Genomic DNA, 20,669 nt, shown 5'->3' with positions numbered 1-20,669 from the left:
GACGGCCTACCGGACGAAGACCCCCGCCTGCCCCGCCAGGTCCAGGAAGTACTGCGGGGCCACACCGAGCACCAGCGTCACCGCGACGCCCACACCGATCGCCGTCATCGTCAGCGGCGAGGGCACGGCGACCGTGGGGCCGTCCGCCTTCGGCTCGCTGAAGAACATCAGCACGATCACGCGGATGTAGAAGAACGCGGCGATCGCCGACGACAGCACGCCGACGACGACCAGCGCACCCGCGCCACCCTCCGCCGCCGCCTTGAACACCGCGAACTTGCCCGTGAACCCGGAGGTCAGCGGAATGCCCGCGAAGGCCAGCAGGAAGACCGCGAAGACCGCCGCGACCAGCGGGGACCTGCGCCCGAGCCCCGCCCACTTCGACAGATGCGTGGCCTCACCCCCCGCGTCCCGTACCAGCGTGACCACGGCGAAGGCGCCGATCGTCACGAAGGAGTAGGCGGCGAGGTAGAAGAGGACCGAGGAGACACCGTCCGGAGTGGTGGCGATCACACCGGCGAGGATGAAGCCCGCGTGCGCGATGGACGAGTACGCCAGGAGCCGCTTGATGTCGGTCTGGGTGATCGCGACGATCGCGCCACCCAGCATCGTGATGATCGCGATGCCCCACATGACCGGCCGCCAGTCCCAGCGCAGGCCCGGCAGGACCACGTAGAGCAGCCGCAGGAGGGCACCGAACGCGGCCACCTTCGTCGCCGCCGCCATGAAGCCGGTGACCGGCGTCGGAGCGCCCTGGTACACGTCCGGGGTCCACATGTGGAACGGCACCGCGCCCACCTTGAAGAGCAGCCCCATCACGACCATCGCGACGCCGATCAGGAGCAGCGCGTCATTGCCCATGGTGTCGGCGAGCGCCGGGTCCACGGTCGTGACGTTGCCCTCGACGACGTTCGCGATGGTCGCGTACGACACGGAGCCCGCGTACCCGTACAGGAGGGCGATGCCGAAGAGCGTGAACGCCGAGGCGAAGGCGCCGAGCAGGAAGTACTTGACGGCGGCTTCCTGCGACATGAGGCGCTTGCGGCGGGCGAGCGCGCACAGCAGGTACAGCGGCAGGGAGAAGACTTCCAGCGCGATGAAGAGCGTCAGGAGGTCGTTGGCCGCGGGGAAGACGAGCATGCCGCCGATGGCGAAGAGCGCCAGCGGGAACACCTCGGTGGTGGCGAACCCCGCCTTCGTCGCGGCCTTTTCGCCCTCGCCGCCCGGCACGGCCCCGGCCTGGGCGACGAACGAGTCGACGCGGTTGCCGTGCGCCACCGGGTCGAGCCGCCGCTCGGCGAAGGTGAAAATGGCGACGAGCCCGGCGAGCAGGATGGTGCCCTGGAGGAAGAGCGCGGGTCCGTCGACCGCGATCGCGCCCATCGCCGCGATCTGCGCCTTCGTCGTGCCGAAGCCGCGGGCCGCGAGCCCGACCACCGCGGCGAAGGCGGCGGCGAGCGCGACTACGGAGACGAACAGTTGGACGTAGTAACGGGACTTGCGCGGGACGAAGGCTTCGATGAGCACTCCGACGACGGCGGCGCCGATGACGATCAACGTCGGCGACAGCTGCCCATACTCGATCTTGGGGGCGCCGATCTTGTCGACCGGATCCGCCGCCATTGTCCACAGGCTGTGGACGGCTGATGCGCTCACTTGGCCGCCTCCACCTCGGGCTCGGGGTCCTTCTTCTGGACGTCGGACATGGTGTGCTCGACCGCCGGGTTCACCAGCTCGGCGAGCGGCTTCGGGTAGACCCCGAGGCCGATCAGGAGGGCGATCAGCGGGGCGACGACGACCAGTTCCCGCACCCGGAGGTCAGGCATGGCCGACACCTCCGGCTTCACGGGGCCCGTCATCGTCCGCTGGTAGAGGACGAGGGTGTAGAGCGCCGCGAGCACGATGCCGACCGTCGCGATGACCCCGACCACCGGATAGCGCGCGAACGCGCCGACCAGCACCAGGAATTCACTCACGAAGGGCGCGAGGCCGGGCAGTGAGAGCGTGGCCAGACCGCCGATCAGGAAGGTGCCCGCGAGGACCGGGGCGACCTTCTGCACCCCTCCGTAGTCGGCGATCAGCCGCGAGCCGCGCCGCGAGATCAGGAAGCCGGCCACCAGCATCAGCGCGGCCGTCGAGATGCCGTGGTTGACCATGTAGAGCGTCGCGCCGGACTGGCCCTGTGAGGTCATCACGAAAATGCCGAGGACGATGAACCCGAAGTGCGAGATCGACGCGTACGCCACCAGGCGCTTGATGTCGCGCTGGCCGACCGCCAGCAGCGCGCCGTAGATGATGCTGATCAGGGCGAGTACGAGGATGACCGGCGTCGCCCACTTGCTCGCCTCGGGGAAGAGCCCGAGGCAGAACCGCAGCATCGCGAATGTGCCGACCTTGTCGACCACCGCCGTGATCAGCACCGCGACCGGGGCCGTGGCCTCCCCCATCGCGTTCGGCAGCCAGGTGTGCAGCGGCCACAGCGGCGCCTTCACCGCGAAGGCGAAGAAGAAGCCGAGGAAGAGCCACCGCTCGGTGTTGGTCGCCATGTCCAGCGAGCCGTTGGCCCGGGCCTCGGCGATCTCCTGGAGCGAGAAGTTCCCCGCGACCACATAGAGTCCGATGACCGCGGCCAGCATGATGAGGCCGCCGACGAGGTTGTAGAGCAGGAACTTCACGGCCGCGTAGCTGCGCTGCGCCGACGCGTTCTCGTCGCTGCCCGCGTGGGCGCGGTCCCCGAAGCCGCCGATGAGGAAGTACATCGGGATGAGCATGGCTTCGAAGAAGATGTAGAAGAGGAAGACGTCGGTGGCCTCGAAGGAGATGATCACCATCGCTTCGACGGCCAGGATCAGGGCGAAGAAGCCCTGGGTGGGCCGCCATTTGTAGGGGGCTTTCGTCTCACTGGGGCCTCCCCTGCTCGAACGAAGTTGAGAGCTTGGGGAAGGGTCGGCGTCGTGCCAGCCGGCCAGGATGATGAACGGGATCAGCAGCGCGGTCAGCCCGATGAGGGCGACACCGATGCCGTCGACCCCCAGTTCGTACCGCACCCCGAAGTCCGCGATCCACGCGCGGGACTCGGTCAGTTGATAGCGGTCGCCGTCCGGGTCGAACCGCACGAGCACGGTCACGGCCAGCGCGAGCGTGGCGAGCGAGACGAGCAGCGCGAGCCACTTGGCGGCGGTCCGCCGGGCGGCCGGGACGGCCGCCGTGACGATCGCGCCGACCGCGGGCAGGGCCGCCGTCGCTGTCAGGAGAGGAAAGGACATCGGTATCAGACCGCCCTCATCAGCAGGGTCGCGGCGATGAGCACCGCAGCGCCGCCGAACATCGAGACCGCGTAGGAGCGGGCGTAGCCGTTCTGCAGTTTGCGCAGCCGTCCGGAGAGGCCGCCCATGGAGGCCGCCGTGCCGTTGACGACACCGTCGACCAGGGAGTGGTCGACGTAGACCAGGGAGCGCGTGAGGTGCTCGCCGCCGCGCACCAGGACGACGTGGTTGAAGTCGTCCTGGAGGAGGTCGCGGCGGGCGGCCCGGGTGAGCAGCGAGCCGCGCGGGACGGTGACCGGCACCGGCCTGCGCCCGTACTGGACGTAGGCCAGGGCGACGCCGATGACGAGGACCACCATGGTGGCGCCCGTGACCGTCGCGGCGCTCAGCGGGGAGTTCCCGTGGTCGTGGCGGGTGACCGGCTCCAGCCAGTGCACGAAGCGGTCACCGATGCTGAAGAATCCGCCCGCGAAGACCGACCCGAAGGCGAGCACGATCATCGGGATCGTCATGGACTTCGGGGACTCGTGGGGGTGCGGTTCATCGTGCGCCCCGTGCGCTCCCTGCGTCTCGGCTGCGGGCTCGACGTCCGGCTGGGCCGGGGAGGCGGTCGGGCGGTTGCGCCACCGCTCCGCTCCGAAGAACGTCATCAGCATGACGCGCGTCATGTAGTACGCGGTGATGGCCGCGCCCAGGAGCGCCACCGAGCCGAGGATCCAGCCCTCCGTGCCGCCCTTGGCGAAGGCCGCCTCGATGATCTTGTCCTTGGAGAAGAAGCCGGACAGGCCGGGGAAGCCGATGATGGCCAGATATCCGAGGCCGAACGTCACGAAGGTGACCGGCATGTACTTCCTGAGGCCGCCGTACTTCCTCATGTCGACCTCGTCGTTCATGCCGTGCATGACCGAACCGGCCCCGAGGAAGAGCCCGGCCTTGAAGAAGCCGTGCGTCACCAGGTGCATGATCGCGAAGACGTAACCGATGGGGCCGAGGCCCGCGGCCAGGATCATGTAGCCGATCTGGGACATCGTCGACCCGGCGAGGGCCTTCTTGATGTCATCCTTCGCGCAACCGACGATCGCACCGAACAGGAGCGTGACCGCTCCGACGATCGTGACGACGAGCTGGGCGTCCGGCGCGCCGTTGAAGATCGCTCCGGAGCGAACGATCAAGTAGACACCGGCGGTCACCATCGTTGCGGCGTGGATCAGGGCCGAGACCGGGGTCGGGCCCTCCATCGCGTCGCCGAGCCAGGACTGGAGCGGCACCTGCGCGGACTTGCCGCACGCGGCGAGCAGCAGCATCAGGCCGATGGCGGTGAGCTTGCCCTCGCTGGTCTCACCGGTGGCCTCCAGGACGGGCCCGAAGGCGAACGTCCCGAAGGTGGTGAACATCAGCATGATCGCGATCGACAGGCCCACGTCGCCGACCCGGTTGACCAGGAAGGCCTTCTTCGCGGCGGTCGCCGCGCTGGGCTTGTGCTGCCAGAAGCCGATCAGGAGGTACGAGGCGAGGCCGACGCCCTCCCAGCCGACGTACAGCAGGAGGTAGTTGTCGGCGAGGACCAGCAGGAGCATCGCCGCGAGGAAGAGGTTCAGGTAGCCGAAGAAGCGGCGGCGCCGCTCGTCGTGCTCCATGTACCCGATGGAGTAGACGTGGATCAGGGTGCCGACACCGGAGATCAGCAGGACGAACGTCATCGACAGCTGGTCGAGCTGGAAGGCGACGTCCGCCTGGAAGCCCTCGACGGGGATCCAGCTGAACAGGTGCTGCGACAGGGTGCGCTCCTCGGCGCCCTTGCCCAGCATGTCGGTGAAGAGCACCGCGGCGACGACGAAGGAGGCGGCCGCGAGCAGCGTGCCGAGCCAGTGGCCCACGCGGTCCAACGCCCGCCCGCCGCACAGCAGTACGGCCGCTCCGAGCAGAGGCGCCGCGACGAGCAGCGCGATCAGGTTCTCCACTTTCAGCCCCTCACAGCTTCATCAGGCTGGCGTCGTCGACCGAGGCCGAGTGGCGGGAACGGAACAGCGACACGATGATCGCCAGCCCGACCACGACCTCCGCGGCGGCGACGACCATCGTGAAGAAGGCGATGATCTGGCCGTCGAGGTTGCCGTGCATCCGGGAGAAGGTCACCAACGCGAGGTTGCAGGCGTTGAGCATGAGCTCGATGCACATGAACACCACGATCGCGTTCCGCCTGATGAGCACGCCGGTCGCGCCGATCGCGAACAACAGGGCGGCGAGATAGAGGTAGTTGACCGGGTTCACTTCGACGCCTCCTCGGTCCGCCCGGTGTCAGTGCCACGCAGGTCCGGCCGCTCCAGACGGTCGGCGGAACGCTGCTCCAGCGCCCGCAGGTCGTCCAGGGCCTCGGCCGACACGTCGCGGATCTGGCCGCGCTCACGCAGCGTCTTGTTGACCGTGAGCTCCGACGGGGTGCCGTCGGGGAGCAGGCCCGCGATGTCCACGGCGTTGTGCCGGGCGTACACCCCCGGGGCGGGCAGGGGCGGCAGGTGCTTGCCCTCGCGCACGCGCTCCTCGGACCGCTCGCGCTGGGTCTTGGCGTGCTCCGTGCGCTCCCGGTGGGTGAGCACCATCGCGCCGACCGTGGCGGTGATGAGCAGGGCGCCGGTGATCTCGAAGGCGAAGACGTACTTGGTGAAGATGAGGGTCGCGAGGCCCTCCACATTGCCGCCGGCGTTCGCCTTGCCGAGGCCGTTGAACTCCTGCACCGAGGCGTTCCCGATGCCCGCGAAGAGCAGCACCGCGAAGCCGAGTCCGCACAGCAGGGCCAGCCAGCGCTGCCCCTTGATGGTCTCCTTCAAGGAGTCGGCGGCGGTGACACCGACGAGCATGACCACGAAGAGGAAGAGCATCATGATCGCGCCGGTGTAGACGACGATCTGGACGACACCCAGGAAGTACGCGCCGTTGGCGAGGTAGAACACCGCGAGGATGATCATGGTCCCGGCGAGGCAGAGCGCGCTGTGCACGGCCTTCTTCATGAGGATCGTGCACAGAGCGCCGATCACGGCGACCGTGCCGAGCACCCAGAACTGGACGGCCTCGCCGGTGGAGGTGGCGTAGGCGGCGAGCTGCGTCATCGGCCGGCCGCCTTTCCGGAAGCCGGGTCGGCGGCCGCTTTTCCGGAGGCCGGATCGACGGACGCCGCCCCGGAGGACGATTCGCCGGCCGCCGTCCCGGTGGCCGGTCCGGCGACCACCTTCTCGGACGCCGGTTCGCCGGGCCCGAAGTCGGAGGCCGCTTCCTGAGGCGCCTCGTCCTTGGAGCGGGACGCCTGGGGGATCGTCCCCGGGGCGGCCTCGGTCACCAGGCCCTGGTAGTAGTCCTGCTCGTCCATGCCGGGGAAGATCGAGTGCGGGGTGTCGACCATGCCCTCTTCGAGGCCCGCGAGCAGCTGCTCCTTGGTGTAGATGAGGCTCTCGCGGCTGCTGTCGGCCAGCTCGAACTCGTTCGTCATCGTCAACGCGCGCGTGGGGCACGCCTCGATGCACAGGCCGCACAGGATGCAGCGGGCGTAGTTGATCTGGTAGACGCGGCCGTACCGCTCACCTGGGGAGTAGCGCTCCTCTTCGGTGTTGTCCGCGCCCTCCACGTAGATCGCGTCGGCGGGACAGGCCCAGGCGCAGAGCTCGCAGCCGACGCACTTCTCCAGGCCGTCCGGATGGCGATTCAGCTGGTGCCTGCCGTGGAAGCGGGGAGCGGTGATCTTCTGCTGCTCCGGATACTGCTCGGTCAGCCGCTTCTTGAACATGGCCTTGAAGGTCACGCCGAAGCCCGCGACGGGGTTCTGGAACCCCTGCTTCGATTGGTTCGACTCGTGGGGTGACTCAGGTGATCGCGGTGCTTCCGGCGATGTGTGGTTCGACTCAGCCATCGGACGCCTCCTTTCCGTCACTTCGGGTTCCGCCACTTCCAGTTCCGTCACTTTGAGTATCCGGCCCACCACTGACAATCAGCTCCCGCTCCTGGCGCGAGCGCCGGCGCGGGACGGGCGGCAGGCTCTGCCCGGGCAGCGGTGGCACGGGGAATCCGCCCGCCATCGGGTCGAAGGCGACCGGCTTCTCCTCGGCGGCGGCCTCCTTCTCCCGTTTGTCGCGGAAGATGTCGACGACCACGGAGAGCAACAGCAGCGCGATGACCCCGCCGCCCACGTAGAGCGCGATCGAGGTGAAGTCGTAGTTCTCGTTCCGCATCACCCTGACCGTGGCGACGAGCATCAGCCAGACGACCGAGACCGGGATGAGGACCTTCCAGCCGAGCTTCATCAGCTGGTCGTAGCGCACCCGTGGCAGCGTGCCGCGCAGCCAGATGAAGAAGAACAGCAGCAGCTGGACCTTGATCACGAACCAGAGCAACGGCCACCAGCCGTGGTTCGCGCCCTCCCAGAAGGTGCTGACCGGATACGGGGCCCGCCAGCCGCCCAGGAAGAGCGTGACCGAGACCGCCGAGACGGTGACCATGTTGACGTACTCGGCGAGCATGAACAGCGCGAACTTGATGGAGGAGTACTCGGTGTTGAAGCCGCCGACGAGGTCACCCTCGGACTCCGGCATGTCGAACGGCGCCCGGTTGGTCTCACCGATCATCGTCACGATGTAGATCAGGAACGAGACCGGCAGCAGGAGGACGTACCAGCGGTCGGCCTGTGCCTCCACGATCGCCGAGGTCGACATCGACCCGGAGTAGAGGAAGACGGAGGCGAACGCGGCGCCCATCGCGATCTCGTACGAGATCATCTGCGCGCAGGAGCGCAGGCCACCGAGGAGCGGATAGGTGGATCCAGAACTCCAACCCGCCAGCACGATGCCGTAGATGCCGACGGAGGCGACCGCGAGGATGTAGAGCATCGCGATCGGCAGGTCGGTCAGCTGCATCGTGGTGCGCTGGCCGAAGATGGAGATCTCGTTGCCCGCGGGCCCGAAGGGGATCACCGCGATCGCCATGAAGGCCGGGATCGCCGCGACGATCGGGGCAAGGATGTAGACCACCTTGTCCGCGCGCTTGACGATCACGTCTTCTTTGAGCATCAGCTTGATGCCGTCGGCAAGCGACTGGAGCATGCCCCAGGGGCCGTGCCGGTTGGGGCCGATGCGCAGCTGCATCCAGGCGACGACCTTGCGCTCCCACACGATGGAGAACAGGACCGTCACCATCAGGAACGCGAAGCAGAAGACCGCCTTGAGGGCGATCAGCCACCAGGGGTCTCGGCCGAACATGGACAGGTCTTCCGCCGCAAGCGGCACCACGGTGTGCGTCACGACGTCACCTCCGGGGCCTCAGTGGACTCCGGCAGGACCGCCGGGCCGATGCGGACGAGGTCGCCGGGGCGCGCGCCGGTGTCCGAAGTGACGCCTCCCCCGGCCGAGTTCAACGGCAGCCAGACCACGCGGTCCGGCATCGGCGTGACCTGGAGCGGCAGCGCGGTCGACCCGGCGGGCCCGGTGACCGCGAGGAGGTCGCCGTCCTTCACGCCCACCTCGGCGGCCGTGGCGGGTGACACGCGTGCGTGGGCGGCGTGCCGCGTGCCGGCCAGCGCTTCGTCGCCGTCCTGGAGGCGGCCCTGGTCGAGCAGCAGCCGGTGCCCGGCGAGCACGGCTTCTCCGGAGGCGGGCCGCGGCGGCTGCGCCGCCGTCTCGCGGGGCTCGTCCGCGTACGGCCCGTCCCAGCCACCGAGCCGGTCCAGCTCCCGGCGGAGCGTCACCAGGTCGGGCAGGCCGAGGTGGACGTCCCCGGCGTCGGCCAGCATGTGCAGCACGCGCGCGTCGGTGGGTGCCAGCCTGCGCGTCATCTGGTCGGGCTTCAGCGCGGCATCGAACATCCGCGCCCGGCCCTCCCAGTTGAGGAAGGTGCCCGGCTTCTCCGCGACCGCGGCCACCGGAAGCACGACGTCCGCCCGCTCCGTCACCTCGCTGGGCCGCAGCTCCAGCGAGACGAGGAAGCCGACCGCTTCGAGCGCCTCACGCGCGCGTGCCGGGTCGGGCAGGTCGGCGACCTCGACGCCGGCGACGAGCAGCGCGCCGAGCTCGCCGGTCGCGGCGGCCTCGATGATCTGGCCGGCGTCGCGGCCGTAGCGGTGCGGGAGTTCGGCGACGCCCCAGGCGGCCGCGACCTCGTCCCGCGCGCGCGGGTCGGTGGCCGGGCGTCCGCCGGGCAGCAGCGACGGCAGCGCGCCCACCTCGACGGCGGCCCGCTCCCCCGCCCTGCGCGGAATCCACACCAGGTGGGCGCCGGTCGCGGTGGCGGCGCGGGCGGCGGCGGTGAGCCCGCCGGGCACGGCCGCGAGCCGCTCACCCACGACGATGACCGCGCCGGGCGTACGCAGCGCCTCGGCGGCCCTGGCCCCGTCATCCGCGAGGCCCGCACCGGCGGCGAGCGCGTCCAGCCACTCCGTCTCGGTGCCGGGAGCCGCGGGCAGCAGCGTGCCGCCCGCCTTCTCCAGGCCCCTGGTCATGTGCGTGGCGAGGGAGAAGGTGCGCTGGCCGTGCTTGCGCCAGGCCTTGCGCAGCCGCAGGAAGACGCCGGGCGCCTCCTCCTCTGACTCGAACCCGGCGAGCAGGACGGCGGGCGCCTTCTCCAGAGCGGTGTACGTGACTCCGCTCCCGTCGAGGTCCCGGCCCCGCCCGGCCACGCGTGCCGCGAGGAAGTCGGCCTCCTCGCTGCTGTGCACGCGCGCGCGGAAGTCGATGTCGTTCGTGTCGAGCGCCACGCGCGCGTACTTGCTGTACGCGTAGGCGTCCTCCACGGTGAGCCGGCCGCCGGTCAGCACGCCCGCCCGGCCGCGCGCGGCGGCCAGACCACGGGCCGCGACCGCCAGGGCCTCGGGCCAGCTGGCGGGCTCCAGCTCACCCGCGGCGTTGCGCACCAGGGGGTTCGTGAGCCGGTCGGGCCGCTGTGCGTAGCGGAAGGCGAAGCGTCCCTTGTCGCACATCCACTCTTCGTTGACCTCGGGGTCCTCCTGCGCGAGGCGCCGCATGACCTTGCCCCGGCGGTGGTCGGTACGGCTCGCGCAGCCGCCCGAGCAGTGTTCGCACACCGACGGCGACGACACCAGGTCGAAGGGCCGGGAGCGGAATCGGTACGCCGCCGAGGTCAGCGCGCCGACCGGGCAGATCTGGATGGTGTTCCCGGAGAAATACGACTCGAAGGGGTCGCCCTCGCCGGTGCCGACCTGCTGGAGGGCGCCGCGCTCGATGAGCTCGATCATCGGGTCGCCGGCGATCTGGTTGCTGAAGCGGGTGCAGCGCGCGCACAGCACACACCGCTCGCGGTCGAGCAGCACCTGCGTGGAGATCGGCACCGGCTTCTCGAACGTCCGCTTCTTGCCGTCGAAGCGGGAGTCCGGGTCGCCGACCTGCATCGCCTGGTTCTGGAGCGGACACTCGCCGCCCTTGTCGCACACCGGGCAATCCAGCGGGTGGTTGATGAGCAGCAGCTCCATCACGCCGCGCTGCGCCTTCTCGGCGACCGGCGAGGTCAGCTGCGACTTCACGACCATGCCGTCGGTGCAGGTGATGGTGCAGGACGCCATCGGCTTGCGCTGGCCCTCCACCTCCACGATGCACTGGCGGCAGGCGCCCGCCGGGTCGAGCAGCGGGTGGTCGCAGAACCGCGGGATCTCGATGCCGAGGAGTTCGGCGGCGCGGATCACCAACGTGCCCTTGGGGACGCTGATCTCGATGCCGTCGATCGTCAGCGAGACGAGGTCCTCCGGCGGGACGGCTGCCTCCCCGCCCCCGGAGGGGGCGCTGTTCGTGGTCACTGTCATGCGTTCACCTGCGCGTTTCCAGCGGGCCGGTCGGCCCAGAGAGTCGACTTGGCCGGGTCGAAGGGGCAGCCCCTGCCGGTGATGTGCTGCTCGTACTCCTCCCGGAAGTACTTCAGCGAGGAGAAGATCGGTGAGGCCGCGCCGTCGCCGAGGGCGCAGAAGGACTTGCCGTTGATGTTGTCGGCGATGTCGTTCAGCTTGTCGAGGTCGGCCATGACGCCCTCGCCGGCCTCGATGTCGCGGAGCAACTGAACGAGCCAGTACGTTCCTTCACGGCAGGGCGTGCACTTTCCGCAGGACTCGTGGGCGTAGAACTCGGTCCAGCGCGTCACGGCCCGCACGACGCACGTCGTCTCGTCGAAGCACTGGAGCGCCTTCGTGCCGAGCATCGATCCGGCGGCGCCCACGCCCTCGTAGTCGAGGGGTACGTCGAGGTGTTCGTCGGTGAACATCGGCGTCGAAGAGCCGCCGGGCGTCCAGAACTTGAGCCGGTGTCCGGCCCGCATGCCGCCGCTCATGTCGAGCAGCTGGCGCAGCGTGATGCCGAGCGGGGCCTCGTACTGGCCGGGGTTGGTGACGTGGCCGCTGAGCGAGTAGAGCGTGAAGCCCGGGGACTTCTCGCTGCCCATCGACTTGAACCAGTCTTTTCCGCGATGGAGGATCGCGGGAACCGACGCGATGGACTCGACGTTGTTCACCACAGTGGGGCATGCGTAAAGGCCCGCGACGGCCGGGAAGGGGGGACGCAGTCGCGGTTGGCCCCGGCGGCCTTCGAGCGAGTCGAGCAGCGCGGTCTCCTCACCGCAGATGTACGCGCCCGCGCCCGCGTGCACGGTGAGTTCCAGATCGAGTCCGCTGCCCAGGATGTCCTTGCCGAGGTAGCCCGCCGCATAGGCCTCGCGGACGGCTTCGTGCAGCCTGCGCAGCACGGGGACGACCTCGCCCCGCAGATAGATGAAGGCATGCGACGAGCGGATCGCGTAGCACGCGATCACGATCCCCTCGATGAGGGAATGCGGGTTCGCGAAGAGGAGCGGGATGTCCTTGCAGGTCCCCGGCTCCGATTCGTCGGCGTTGACAACTAGATAGTGTGGTTTGCCGTCTCCCTGCGGGATGAACTGCCACTTCATCCCGGTGGGGAATCCGGCGCCGCCCCGGCCCCGCAGGCCCGAGTCCTTCACGTACGCGATGAGGTCGTCCGGCGCCATGGCGAGCGCCTTGCGCAGGCCTTCGTACCCGTCGTGGCGCCGGTAGGTCTCCAGCGTCCAGGACTTCTCCTCGTCCCAGAAGGCGGAGAGAACCGGCGCGAGCAGCTTCTCCGGGCTCGTCTCGTGGTCGATCTCGGCTGCCAAGGTCATCACTCCCCCTCCTCGGCGGTCGGTCCGGCCGGGTGGGCCGGGTCGGATGCCGAGGTCTGCTGCGGTGCGTCGTGCGAGCTGAGGTGCTCGGCGGCGTCCTGCGGGCCCGCGTGGGAGCCCTCGTCCTGCGGGCCTCCCGCGCGTGGGTGGACGACGCGCCGCTGCGGTGCCTCGCCCTTGGCCAGGCGCAGTCCGATCAGGGAGGCGGGGCCCGCGCCGCCGCTCGCCTCCACGGCACCGGGCCGTTCGTCGGGGAAGCCCGCGAGGATCCGGGCGGTCTCCTTGTACGTGCACAGGGGCGCGCCGCGCGTGGGCTCGACCGGCACGCCCGCGCGCAGGTCGTCGACGAGCTGCTTGGCGGACTCGGGCGTCTGGTTGTCGAAGAACTCCCAGTTGACCATCACCACGGGGGCGAAGTCGCAGGCCGCGTTGCACTCGATGTGTTCGAGCGTGATCGTGCCGTCCTCGGTCGTCTCGTCGTTGCCGACGCCGAGGTGCCGCTTGAGCTCGTCGAAGATCGCGTCGCCGCCCATCACCGCGCAGAGCGTGTTGGTGCAGACGCCGACCTGGTAGTCGCCGGAGGGCTTGCGCCGGTACATGGTGTAGAAGGTCGCGACGGCGGTGACCTCGGCCGTGGTCAGGCCAAGGATGTCGGCGCAGAACTGCAGGCCGGTGCGGGTGACGTGGCCTTCCTCGGACTGCACCAGGTGCAGCAGCGGCAGGAGCGCGGACCGCGATCCGGGGTAGCGGGCGATGATCTCCTTGGCGTCCGCCTCAAGACGGGCCCGGACGTCGGCCGGGTAGTCGGGGGCAGGGAGTTGGGGCATGCCCAGGCTGACGCCCGCGGCCTTCTCTGACGGAGTGGTGGTCACCGGTCGACGCCTCCCATCACGGGGTCGATGGACGCGACGGCGACGATGACGTCGGCGACCTGGCCGCCCTCGCACATCGCCGCCATGGCCTGGAGATTGGTGAAGGACGGGTCGCGGAAGTGGACCCGGTAGGGGCGGGTGCCGCCGTCGGAGACGACGTGCACGCCCAGTTCGCCCTTGGGCGACTCGACCGCGGTGTAGGCCTGTCCGGCCGGGACCCGGAAGCCCTCGGTCACCAGCTTGAAGTGGTGGATCAGGGCCTCCATGGAGGTGCCCATGATCTTCTTGATGTGGTCGAGGGAGTTGCCGAGTCCGTCCGGACCGAGCGCCAGCTGTGCGGGCCAGGCGATCTTCTTGTCGGCGACCATCACCGCTCCCGGCCGCAACCGGTCCAGGCACTGCTCGACGATGCGCAGCGACTGGCGCATCTCTTCGAGGCGGATCAGGAAGCGGCCGTAGGAGTCGCAGGTGTCCGCGGTGGGGACCTCGAAGTCGTAGTTCTCGTAGCCGCAGTAGGGCTGGGACTTGCGCAGGTCGTGCGGGAGGCCCGCCGAGCGCAGGACCGGGCCGGTGGCGCCGAGCGCCATGCAGCCGGCGAGGTCGAGATAGCCGACGTCCTGCATACGGGCCTTGAAGATGGGATTCCCGGTGGCGAGCTTGTCGTACTCGGGAAGGTTCTTCTTCATCTTCTTCACGAACTCGCGGATCTGGTCCACCGCGCCCGGCGGCAGGTCCTGGGCGAGTCCGCCGGGCCGGATGTACGCGTGGTTCATCCGCAGGCCGGTAATCAATTCGTAGATGTCGAGAATGAGTTCACGATCTCGGAAGCCGTAGATCATGATCGTGGTCGCGCCCAGCTCCATGCCGCCGGTGGCGATGCACACCAGGTGCGAGGAGAGGCGGTTGAGCTCCATGAGGAGCACGCGGATGACCGAGGCGCGGTCGGGGATCTGGTCCTCGATGCCGAGGAGCTTCTCGACCCCGAGGCAGTACGCCGTCTCGTTGAAGAACGGCGTCAGATAGTCCATCCGCGTGACGAACGTCGTGCCCTGCGTCCACGTGCGGTATTCGAGGTTCTTCTCGATGCCCGTGTGCAGATAGCCGATGCCGCAGCGGGCCTCGGAGACGGTCTCGCCCTCGATCTCCAGGATGAGGCGGAGCACTCCGTGCGTGGAGGGGTGCTGGGGCCCCATGTTGACGATGATGCGCTCGTCGTCGGCCTTGGCGGCGGACTGGACGACTTCGTCCCAGTCGCCGCCGGTGACCGTATATACGGTCCCCTCGGTCGTCTCCCGAGCGGAAGCATGAGAAGCGGAAGCGTGCGAAGAAGCAGACATCAGCTGTACGACCTCCGCTGGTCCGGAGCCGGGATCTGGGCGCCCTTGTACTCGACGGGGATGCCGCCGAGGGGGTAGTCCTTGCGCTGCGGGAAGCCCTGCCAGTCGTCCGGCATCATGATCCGCGTCAGGGCCGGGTGTCCGTCGAAGATCAGCCCGAAGAAGTCGTACGTCTCGCGCTCGTGCCAGTCGTTCGTCGGGTAGACGGAGACCAGCGAGGGGACGTGCGGATCGGCGTCGGGGGCGCTGACTTCGAGCCGGATCAGCCGGTTGTGGGTGATCGAGCGCAGGTGGTAGACGGCGTGCAGCTCGCGGCCCTTGTCCTCCAGGAAGTGCACACCGGAGACGCCCGTGCAGAGCTCGAAGCGCAGGGCCGGGTCGTCGCGGAGCGTCTGGGCGACGCGGAGAAGGTGCTCGCGCGCGATGTGGAAGGTCAGCTCGCCACGGTCGACGACCGTCTTCTCGATCGCGTTCTCCGGGAGCAGGCCCTGTTCCTCCAGGGCCCCTTCCAGTTCGTCCGCGACCTCGTCGAACCAGCCGCCGTAGGGGCGCGCGGAGGCGCCGGGCAGCGTGATGGTCCGCACCAGGCCGCCGTAGCCGGTGGTGTCGCCGCCGTTCTCGGCGCCGAACATGCCCTTGCGTACGCGGATGACGTCGCCGGCCGCGTCGCGCGGGGCGGGCAGGCCGTTGCCGTTCAGTTGTTCGCCGCTGCCATTCCCACTGCCGTTGCCGTTGCCGTTGCCGTTCGGGTTCTTGTCATCGCCCTTGTCACTCGGGCGCTTGTCGTGCGCGTCGCTCACCGCAGCAGCCCCTTCATCTCGATGGTGGGGAGCGCCTTGAGGGCCGCCTCCTCCGCCTCGCGGGCCGCTTCTTCCGCGTTCACGCCGAGCTTGGAGCCCTGGATCTTCTGGTGGAGCTTGAGAATCGCGTCCATCAGCATCTCGGGCCGCGGCGGACACCCAGGCAAATAGATGTCAACGGGGACAACATGGTCCACACCCTGCACAATCGCGTAATTGTTGAACATCCCACCCGACGAGGCGCAAACTCCCATGGAGATCACCCACTTGGGGTTGGGCATCTGGTCGTAGACCTGTCGCAGCACCGGCGCCATCTTCTGGCTCACCCGGCCGGCCACGATCATCAGATCCGCCTGGCGCGGTGAGCCGCGGAAAACCTCCATGCCGAAGCGCGCCAGGTCGTACCGCCCCGCACCCGTCGTCATCATCTCGATGGCGCAGCACGCGAGGCCGAACGTGGCGGGGAAGACGGATGACTTGCGCACCCAGCCCGCGGCTTGTTCGACGGTGGTCAGCAGAAAACCGCTCGGCAGTTTCTCTTCGAGTCCCATGCTCTTTGGCCCCTCAGACCTTTAGTCCCATTCCAGGCCGCCGCGCCGCCATACGTACGCGTACGCGACGAAGACGGTGAGCACGAAGAGCAGCATCTCCACGAGCCCGAAAATCCCCAGCGCGTCGAAGGTGACGGCCCAGGGGTAGAGGAAGACGATCTCGATGTCGAAGACGATGAAGAGCATCGCCGTCAGGTAGTACTTGATGGGGAATCGCCCCCCACCGGCCGGCGTCGGCGTCGGCTCGATACCGCACTCGTAGGCCTCTAGCTTCGCGCGGTTGTACCGCTTTGGACCGATAAGCGTGGCCATGACCACGGAGAAGATCGCAAAGCCTGCCCCGAGGGCTCCCAGCACGAGGATGGGCGCATAGGCGTTCACGCTCCTCGCTCCTCTCAGTCGGCACTGACTGTTGGCGGTTACGTCGGACCGAGCCCCGGCTCCCCTTGAAGATCGCTTACATGTGAAGCAGGTCACAAGCCCAACTGCACCGCATCTTATGCCCGGCGGTCTGTGATCTGCGACACGGGGTGCAACAACGGCTTTGTGATCTCCACCACCTGACGAAGGATCATGAAGTCGGATGAGCGGTGATCTTCGTACGCGAAGCGCCTGAGTGATCACCAGAGGTGACATCTCAGCGCGTCACCGCTGGTCGAAGGGGTGGCGCTCTATCAAGACGTGACCGCCGCACGCAAATTGGCGCTGGACGGGATCACTTGATAAAGGCACCGCGTTCACACTTTGGCGGCAGAGGTGGGGACAGATGTGGACGTGTGCACCGATTCACGAGCACGGCCGGTGCAGCCACGGGCGCGGACGGTGTGGTCACGGGCGCCGTCGGTCCGTCAGGAGCGCGCCCGGCCGCCGGTTCGGGAGCGCGACCGCCGGTTCGGGAGCGCGGCCGCCGGTTCGGGAGTCCCGTCATCGGCCCGCGGGCCGAGCCCGGCCGCCGGCGCGCACGCGAGGCGTCCCCGTCGGACCCGGAGATGGTTCGGGACTCACCTGACGGGCAGCCGAAAAGTACGGGAGATCTCAGGGAGGTCTCAGCGAGATCTCAGGGAGATCCCCGAGCGGCTCCCCTGTGACCTGCGCCACATCACCCCCACCCCCCAATGAACCGGGCTTGGCCAACTGCCTCAACCGGTGGTAGTCCGCGGGCAATTCGGGCGTATCTCAGAAAACCCATGATCACAGGCGTGATCGGCGGTGTCCGCATTGCCCGTTACGGCGTCAATAAGAAGCGACACGCCCGGGATTCGGGGCGCGAAACGGCAACTGTGGCGCACCACACGTTTCTTGAAGGGAACCGTGAGTCCCTGATAGCGGTTGTTCTCATGTCCCACACCGCTCACATACCCAGCCACCGGAAGCCCCGTCGCAGCGCCTCCAAGATCGCCCTGCGGGCCGGAGTTGCCGGTGGCGTCCTCAGCACCCTGGCAGTGGCCGCGGCGGCCGGTACGGCGAACGCGGCCGAGCCGGTGTCCGAGACCATCGAAATGCCCACCCTGACCGCCGATCTGTCCGCCCAGATCGCGCAGTCGGCGGACGCCACCCAGCAGGCCGCCGACACCTACGAGTCGCGCGCCGAGCAGGACGCCGCCGCCGCCAAGGCCGCCAAGCAGGCCAAGGAAGACCAGGCGCAGGCCGAGAAGAAGGCCGAGGCCAAGCGCAAGGCCGAGGCCGCCGCGGAGAAGAAGGCCGAGGAGGAGCGTGCCTCCCGCGCCACCGAGCGCACCACGCTCTCCACCCAGTCGACCTCCGGCTCCTCCACCTCCGCCTCCACCTCCGCCTCGGACTCGGTCGCCCCGGCCAGCGGCAGCGTCGGCACGGTCATCAGCTTCCTCAAGGCGCAGCTCGGCGACGCGTACGTGATGGGTGCCTCGGGCCCGAACGCCTGGGACTGCTCCAGCCTCGTGCAGGCCGCGTTCAAGCAGGCGGGCGTGGACCTTCCGCGCGTCTCGCAGGACCAGTCGGTCGCCGGTACGCCGGTCTCGCTCTCCAACATCCAGGTGGGCGACATCCTTTACTGGGGTGGCGCCGGTTCCGCGTACCACGTCGGTGTGTACATCGGCAACGGCCAGTACCTGGACGCCGCCAACCCCAGCAAGGGCGTTGTCATCCAGGACCTGTCGGGTTACCCGGCCTCGGGCGCCGTGCGCGTCCTCTGACGGCCCCTTAGAGCGACGTACCAAGGGCCGGAACCCCCGGGTGGGGTTCCGGCCCTTGGCGTGCCCTCAGGCGGCCGTACAGCCGTTCGTCGGGCGGGTGGACTCAGCTGCTCTTCGGCGACAGCTCCGCCATCCGCGACCAGTCGTCGCCCTCGATCTCCGTGTTGATGATCTGCGGGACCTCCGCGATCGCCTCGGACATCGTCTCCATGCCGGCCTTGAAGTGGTTGGAGTTCACGTGCGCGGCGCCGGCCTCCGGCGAGGCGAAGGCCTCCAGGAGCACGAACTGGTTGGGGTCGTCGACGCTGCGCGACCACTCGTAGAAGAGGTTGCCGGGCTCGGCGCGCGTGGCCCGGGTGAACTCGGCGGTCCGCTCCAGCCAGGTGTCGGCGTGCTCGGGGCGGACGGTGAACTTGACGGCGATGAAAATCATGACTTCAGCGTGCCTCGCGTCCGGCGGGTGGGCAAATCGGACGGCGAGGGCTCTGACCTGGGGAGGAATGCCGTTGCGGGGTGGACGGGCGACCCGCGGGCCGCGGGCCGCGGCCCTAGACTCGGATCAGGAGGTCCTCATGACCGTCGGTGATGTAACGCCCCCGATCGAAGGCATGCCCTCGTGGTTGGTCCCGCCTCGCCTCAGCGGCTGGGAGGTCGACGACCTGGATCAGCTGCCCGAGGACGTGCGCAGGCATGTGGAGCTATTGGACGGAGCCTTGATCGTGATGCTGGCCCAGCGGTCCTGGCACGACCGTGTCATCCGTCGGCTCGCCGACACGCTGGAGCAGCTTGTTCCGGACGCCGCCTGGACGGTGGAGACCCAGATGACAGTGGCACTCGACAGTAAGAGCGCCCCCGAGCCCGACGTCGTCGTCGCGTCCGTCCCCTACGACCCGGAGCGCACGCGGTTCGCCCCGTCGGACGTCGTCCTCGCGGTGGAAGTCGTGTCGGAGGAGTCGCACCAGCGCGACCGCGAGTACAAGCCCTTCAAGTACGCCCGCGCCCGCATCCCGTACTTCTGGCGGGTGGAGGACGAGCGGGGACAGCCTGTCGTGCACACCTACGAGCTCGACGAGACCACTCTCCAGTACGTCGCCACCGGCATCCACCGCGGGACGCTCAACGTGGCGGCCCCCGTGATGACCTCTCTCGACCTGTCCACCCTGGCTCGGTGACAGCCCGGGGGCGCCGCGACTCCCGCACGGCGCCCTCCCGGCTCACGCCTTCGGCGCCACCTTGCTCAGGCCGTTGATGATGCGGTCCATCGCGTCGCCGCCCGTCGGGTCGGTGAGGTTCGCCAGCATCTTCAGCGTGAACTTCATCAGGATGGGGTGCGTCAGACCGCGCTGCGTGGCGATCTTCATGACCTTCGGGTTGCCGATGAGCTTCACGAAGGCGCGACCCAGCGTGTAGTAGCCGCCGTAGGTCTCCTTGAGCGTCTGCGGGTAGTTCTGGAGCGCCAGTTCGCGCTGGGCCGGGGTGGCACGCGCGTGTGCCTGCACGATGACGTCGGCCGCGATCTGGCCGGACTCCATGGCGTACGCGATGCCCTCGCCGTTGAACGGGTTGACCAGGCCGCCCGCGTCACCCACCAGGAGCAGGCCCTTGGTGTAGTGCGGCTGGCGGTTGAAGGCCATCGGCAGGGCGGCGCCGCGGATCGGCATCGTCATGTTCTCGGGGGTGTATCCCCAGTCCTCCGGCATCGAGGCGCACCACGCCTTGAGGACCTCGCGCCAGTCCAGCTCGCGGAAGGCCTTGGAGGAGTTGAGGATGCCGAGGCCGACGTTGGACGTGCCGTCGCCCATGCCGAAGATCCAGCCGTAGCCGGGCAGCAGCCGGTCCTCGGACCCGCGGCGGTCCCACAGCTCCAGCCAGGACTCCAGGTAATCGTCGTCGTGGCGGGGCGAGGTGAAGTACGTCCGCACGGCGACGCCCATCGGCCGGTCCTCGCGGCGGTGCAGGCCCATGGCGAGCGAGATGCGCGAGGAGTTGCCGTCGGCCGCGACGACCAGCGGGGCGTGGAAGGTGACCGGGGTCTTCTCCTCGCCGAGCTTGGCGTGCACGCCGGTGATGCGGCCGGTGCGGTCGTCGATGACCGGCTCCCCGACGTTGCACCGCTCGTACAGCCGCGCGCCCGCCTTCTGCGCCTGCCGGGCGAGCTGCTCGTCGAAGTCGTCGCGCTTGCGCACGAGGCCGTAGTCGGGGTACGAGGCCAGCTCGGGCCAGTCCAGCTGGAGGCGTACGCCGCCGCCGATGATGCGCAGGCCCTTGTTGCGCAGCCAGCCCGCCTCTTCGGAGATGTCGATGCCCATGGACACCAGCTGCTTGGTGGCGCGCGGGGTGAGCCCGTCGCCGCACACCTTCTCGCGCGGGAACGCGGTCTTCTCCAGGAGGAGGACGTCGAGCCCGGCCTTCGCCAGGTAGTACGCCGTCGTCGAACCGGCGGGCCCGGCGCCGACGACGATGACGTCCGCTGTGTGTTCGGAGAGGGGCTCGGTCACGGCGGGTTCTCCCCAAGGCTCGAA

18 protein-coding genes are annotated in these 20,669 nt (G+C 68.9%); 2 read left to right on the top strand and 16 right to left on the bottom strand.

The window, feature by feature from the left end; all coding sequences use genetic code 11:
• Window positions 1–6: 6 nt before the first annotated feature.
• The 14 genes from nuoN to ACOBQB_RS31670 form a co-directional block, all read right to left on the bottom strand.
• Window positions 7–1,656 carry an NADH-quinone oxidoreductase subunit NuoN gene (gene nuoN, locus ACOBQB_RS31735; RefSeq protein WP_423596606.1) on the bottom strand — a complete coding sequence of 550 codons (1,650 nt, stop codon included), beginning with the start codon at window positions 1,654–1,656 and terminating at the stop codon, window positions 7–9.
• The gene (locus ACOBQB_RS31730; RefSeq protein ID WP_423596604.1) at window positions 1,653–3,266 is read right to left on the bottom strand and encodes an NADH-quinone oxidoreductase subunit M; all 1,614 of its coding nucleotides are present in this window, start codon (window positions 3,264–3,266) and stop codon (window positions 1,653–1,655) included. The genes nuoN and ACOBQB_RS31730 overlap by 4 nt, the downstream gene beginning before the upstream one ends.
• Before the next feature lie 5 nt (window positions 3,267–3,271).
• On the bottom strand, window positions 3,272–5,227 hold the full coding sequence (nuoL, locus tag ACOBQB_RS31725) for an NADH-quinone oxidoreductase subunit L (protein ID WP_423596602.1): 1,956 nt from the start codon (window positions 5,225–5,227) through the stop codon (window positions 3,272–3,274).
• A gap of 10 nt (window positions 5,228–5,237) precedes the next feature.
• Complete coding sequence (gene nuoK / locus ACOBQB_RS31720; RefSeq protein WP_409006188.1) at window positions 5,238–5,537, bottom strand: NADH-quinone oxidoreductase subunit NuoK; 300 nt, start codon at window positions 5,535–5,537, stop codon at window positions 5,238–5,240.
• A complete protein-coding gene (locus ACOBQB_RS31715; protein ID WP_423596600.1) occupies window positions 5,534–6,373 on the bottom strand; it encodes an NADH-quinone oxidoreductase subunit J in 840 nt (279 codons plus the stop codon). The genes nuoK and ACOBQB_RS31715 overlap by 4 nt, the downstream gene beginning before the upstream one ends.
• Window positions 6,370–7,167: an NADH-quinone oxidoreductase subunit NuoI gene (gene nuoI / locus ACOBQB_RS31710; protein WP_423596598.1), complete on the bottom strand. Its 798-nt coding sequence runs from the start codon at window positions 7,165–7,167 to the stop codon at window positions 6,370–6,372. Before nuoI ends, ACOBQB_RS31715 begins: the two co-directional genes overlap by 4 nt.
• Entirely contained in the window at window positions 7,160–8,509 is a 1,350-nt protein-coding gene (gene nuoH, locus ACOBQB_RS31705) for an NADH-quinone oxidoreductase subunit NuoH (protein ID WP_423598888.1), read from the bottom strand. The genes nuoI and nuoH overlap by 8 nt, the downstream gene beginning before the upstream one ends.
• Before the next feature lie 38 nt (window positions 8,510–8,547).
• A complete protein-coding gene (locus ACOBQB_RS31700; protein WP_423596596.1) occupies window positions 8,548–11,058 on the bottom strand; it encodes an NADH-quinone oxidoreductase subunit G in 2,511 nt (836 codons plus the stop codon).
• Complete coding sequence (gene nuoF, locus ACOBQB_RS31695) at window positions 11,055–12,416, bottom strand: NADH-quinone oxidoreductase subunit NuoF (protein WP_423596594.1); 1,362 nt, start codon at window positions 12,414–12,416, stop codon at window positions 11,055–11,057. The genes ACOBQB_RS31700 and nuoF overlap by 4 nt, the downstream gene beginning before the upstream one ends.
• Window positions 12,416–13,288, bottom strand: coding sequence for an NADH-quinone oxidoreductase subunit NuoE (gene nuoE / locus ACOBQB_RS31690; protein ID WP_423596592.1), 873 nt, complete (start codon window positions 13,286–13,288; stop codon window positions 12,416–12,418). The genes nuoF and nuoE overlap by 1 nt, the downstream gene beginning before the upstream one ends.
• Complete coding sequence (locus ACOBQB_RS31685) at window positions 13,285–14,625, bottom strand: NADH-quinone oxidoreductase subunit D (protein WP_423596590.1); 1,341 nt, start codon at window positions 14,623–14,625, stop codon at window positions 13,285–13,287. Before ACOBQB_RS31685 ends, nuoE begins: the two co-directional genes overlap by 4 nt.
• The gene (locus tag ACOBQB_RS31680; protein ID WP_423598886.1) at window positions 14,625–15,323 is read right to left on the bottom strand and encodes an NADH-quinone oxidoreductase subunit C; all 699 of its coding nucleotides are present in this window, start codon (window positions 15,321–15,323) and stop codon (window positions 14,625–14,627) included. The genes ACOBQB_RS31685 and ACOBQB_RS31680 overlap by 1 nt, the downstream gene beginning before the upstream one ends.
• Window positions 15,324–15,421: 98 nt before the next feature.
• Entirely contained in the window at window positions 15,422–15,976 is a 555-nt protein-coding gene (locus ACOBQB_RS31675; RefSeq protein WP_031035164.1) for a NuoB/complex I 20 kDa subunit family protein, read from the bottom strand.
• A 21-nt stretch (window positions 15,977–15,997) separates the two neighbouring features.
• Window positions 15,998–16,357: an NADH-quinone oxidoreductase subunit A gene (locus tag ACOBQB_RS31670; RefSeq protein WP_003992243.1), complete on the bottom strand. Its 360-nt coding sequence runs from the start codon at window positions 16,355–16,357 to the stop codon at window positions 15,998–16,000.
• Window positions 16,358–17,313: 956 nt separating this feature from the next.
• Here ACOBQB_RS31670 and ACOBQB_RS31665 point away from each other — a divergent pair.
• Entirely contained in the window at window positions 17,314–18,147 is an 834-nt protein-coding gene (locus ACOBQB_RS31665) for a C40 family peptidase (protein ID WP_423596587.1), read from the top strand.
• A 103-nt stretch (window positions 18,148–18,250) separates the two neighbouring features.
• Here the strand turns inward: ACOBQB_RS31665 and ACOBQB_RS31660 are convergent, their stop codons facing one another.
• On the bottom strand, window positions 18,251–18,580 hold the full coding sequence (locus ACOBQB_RS31660; protein ID WP_423596585.1) for a putative quinol monooxygenase: 330 nt from the start codon (window positions 18,578–18,580) through the stop codon (window positions 18,251–18,253).
• 139 nt (window positions 18,581–18,719) lie between these two features.
• On the opposite strand from ACOBQB_RS31660, the gene ACOBQB_RS31655 reads away from it, so the two are divergent.
• Window positions 18,720–19,319, top strand: a complete 600-nt coding sequence (locus ACOBQB_RS31655) for a Uma2 family endonuclease (RefSeq protein WP_423596583.1) — start codon at window positions 18,720–18,722, stop codon at window positions 19,317–19,319.
• A 42-nt stretch (window positions 19,320–19,361) separates the two neighbouring features.
• On the opposite strand, the gene ACOBQB_RS31650 is transcribed toward ACOBQB_RS31655, so the two are convergent.
• Window positions 19,362–20,645, bottom strand: a complete 1,284-nt coding sequence (locus ACOBQB_RS31650; protein WP_423596581.1) for a geranylgeranyl reductase family protein — start codon at window positions 20,643–20,645, stop codon at window positions 19,362–19,364.
• Window positions 20,646–20,669: the final 24 nt, after the last annotated feature.

The sequence above is a fragment of the Streptomyces sp. G5(2025) genome, assembly GCF_049542075.1.
In the GTDB taxonomy this organism is placed as follows: Bacteria; Actinomycetota; Actinomycetes; order Streptomycetales; family Streptomycetaceae; genus Streptomyces.
The sequence above is the reverse complement of the archived record's forward strand: the minus strand, read 5'-3'. Positions and strand labels throughout refer to the sequence as shown.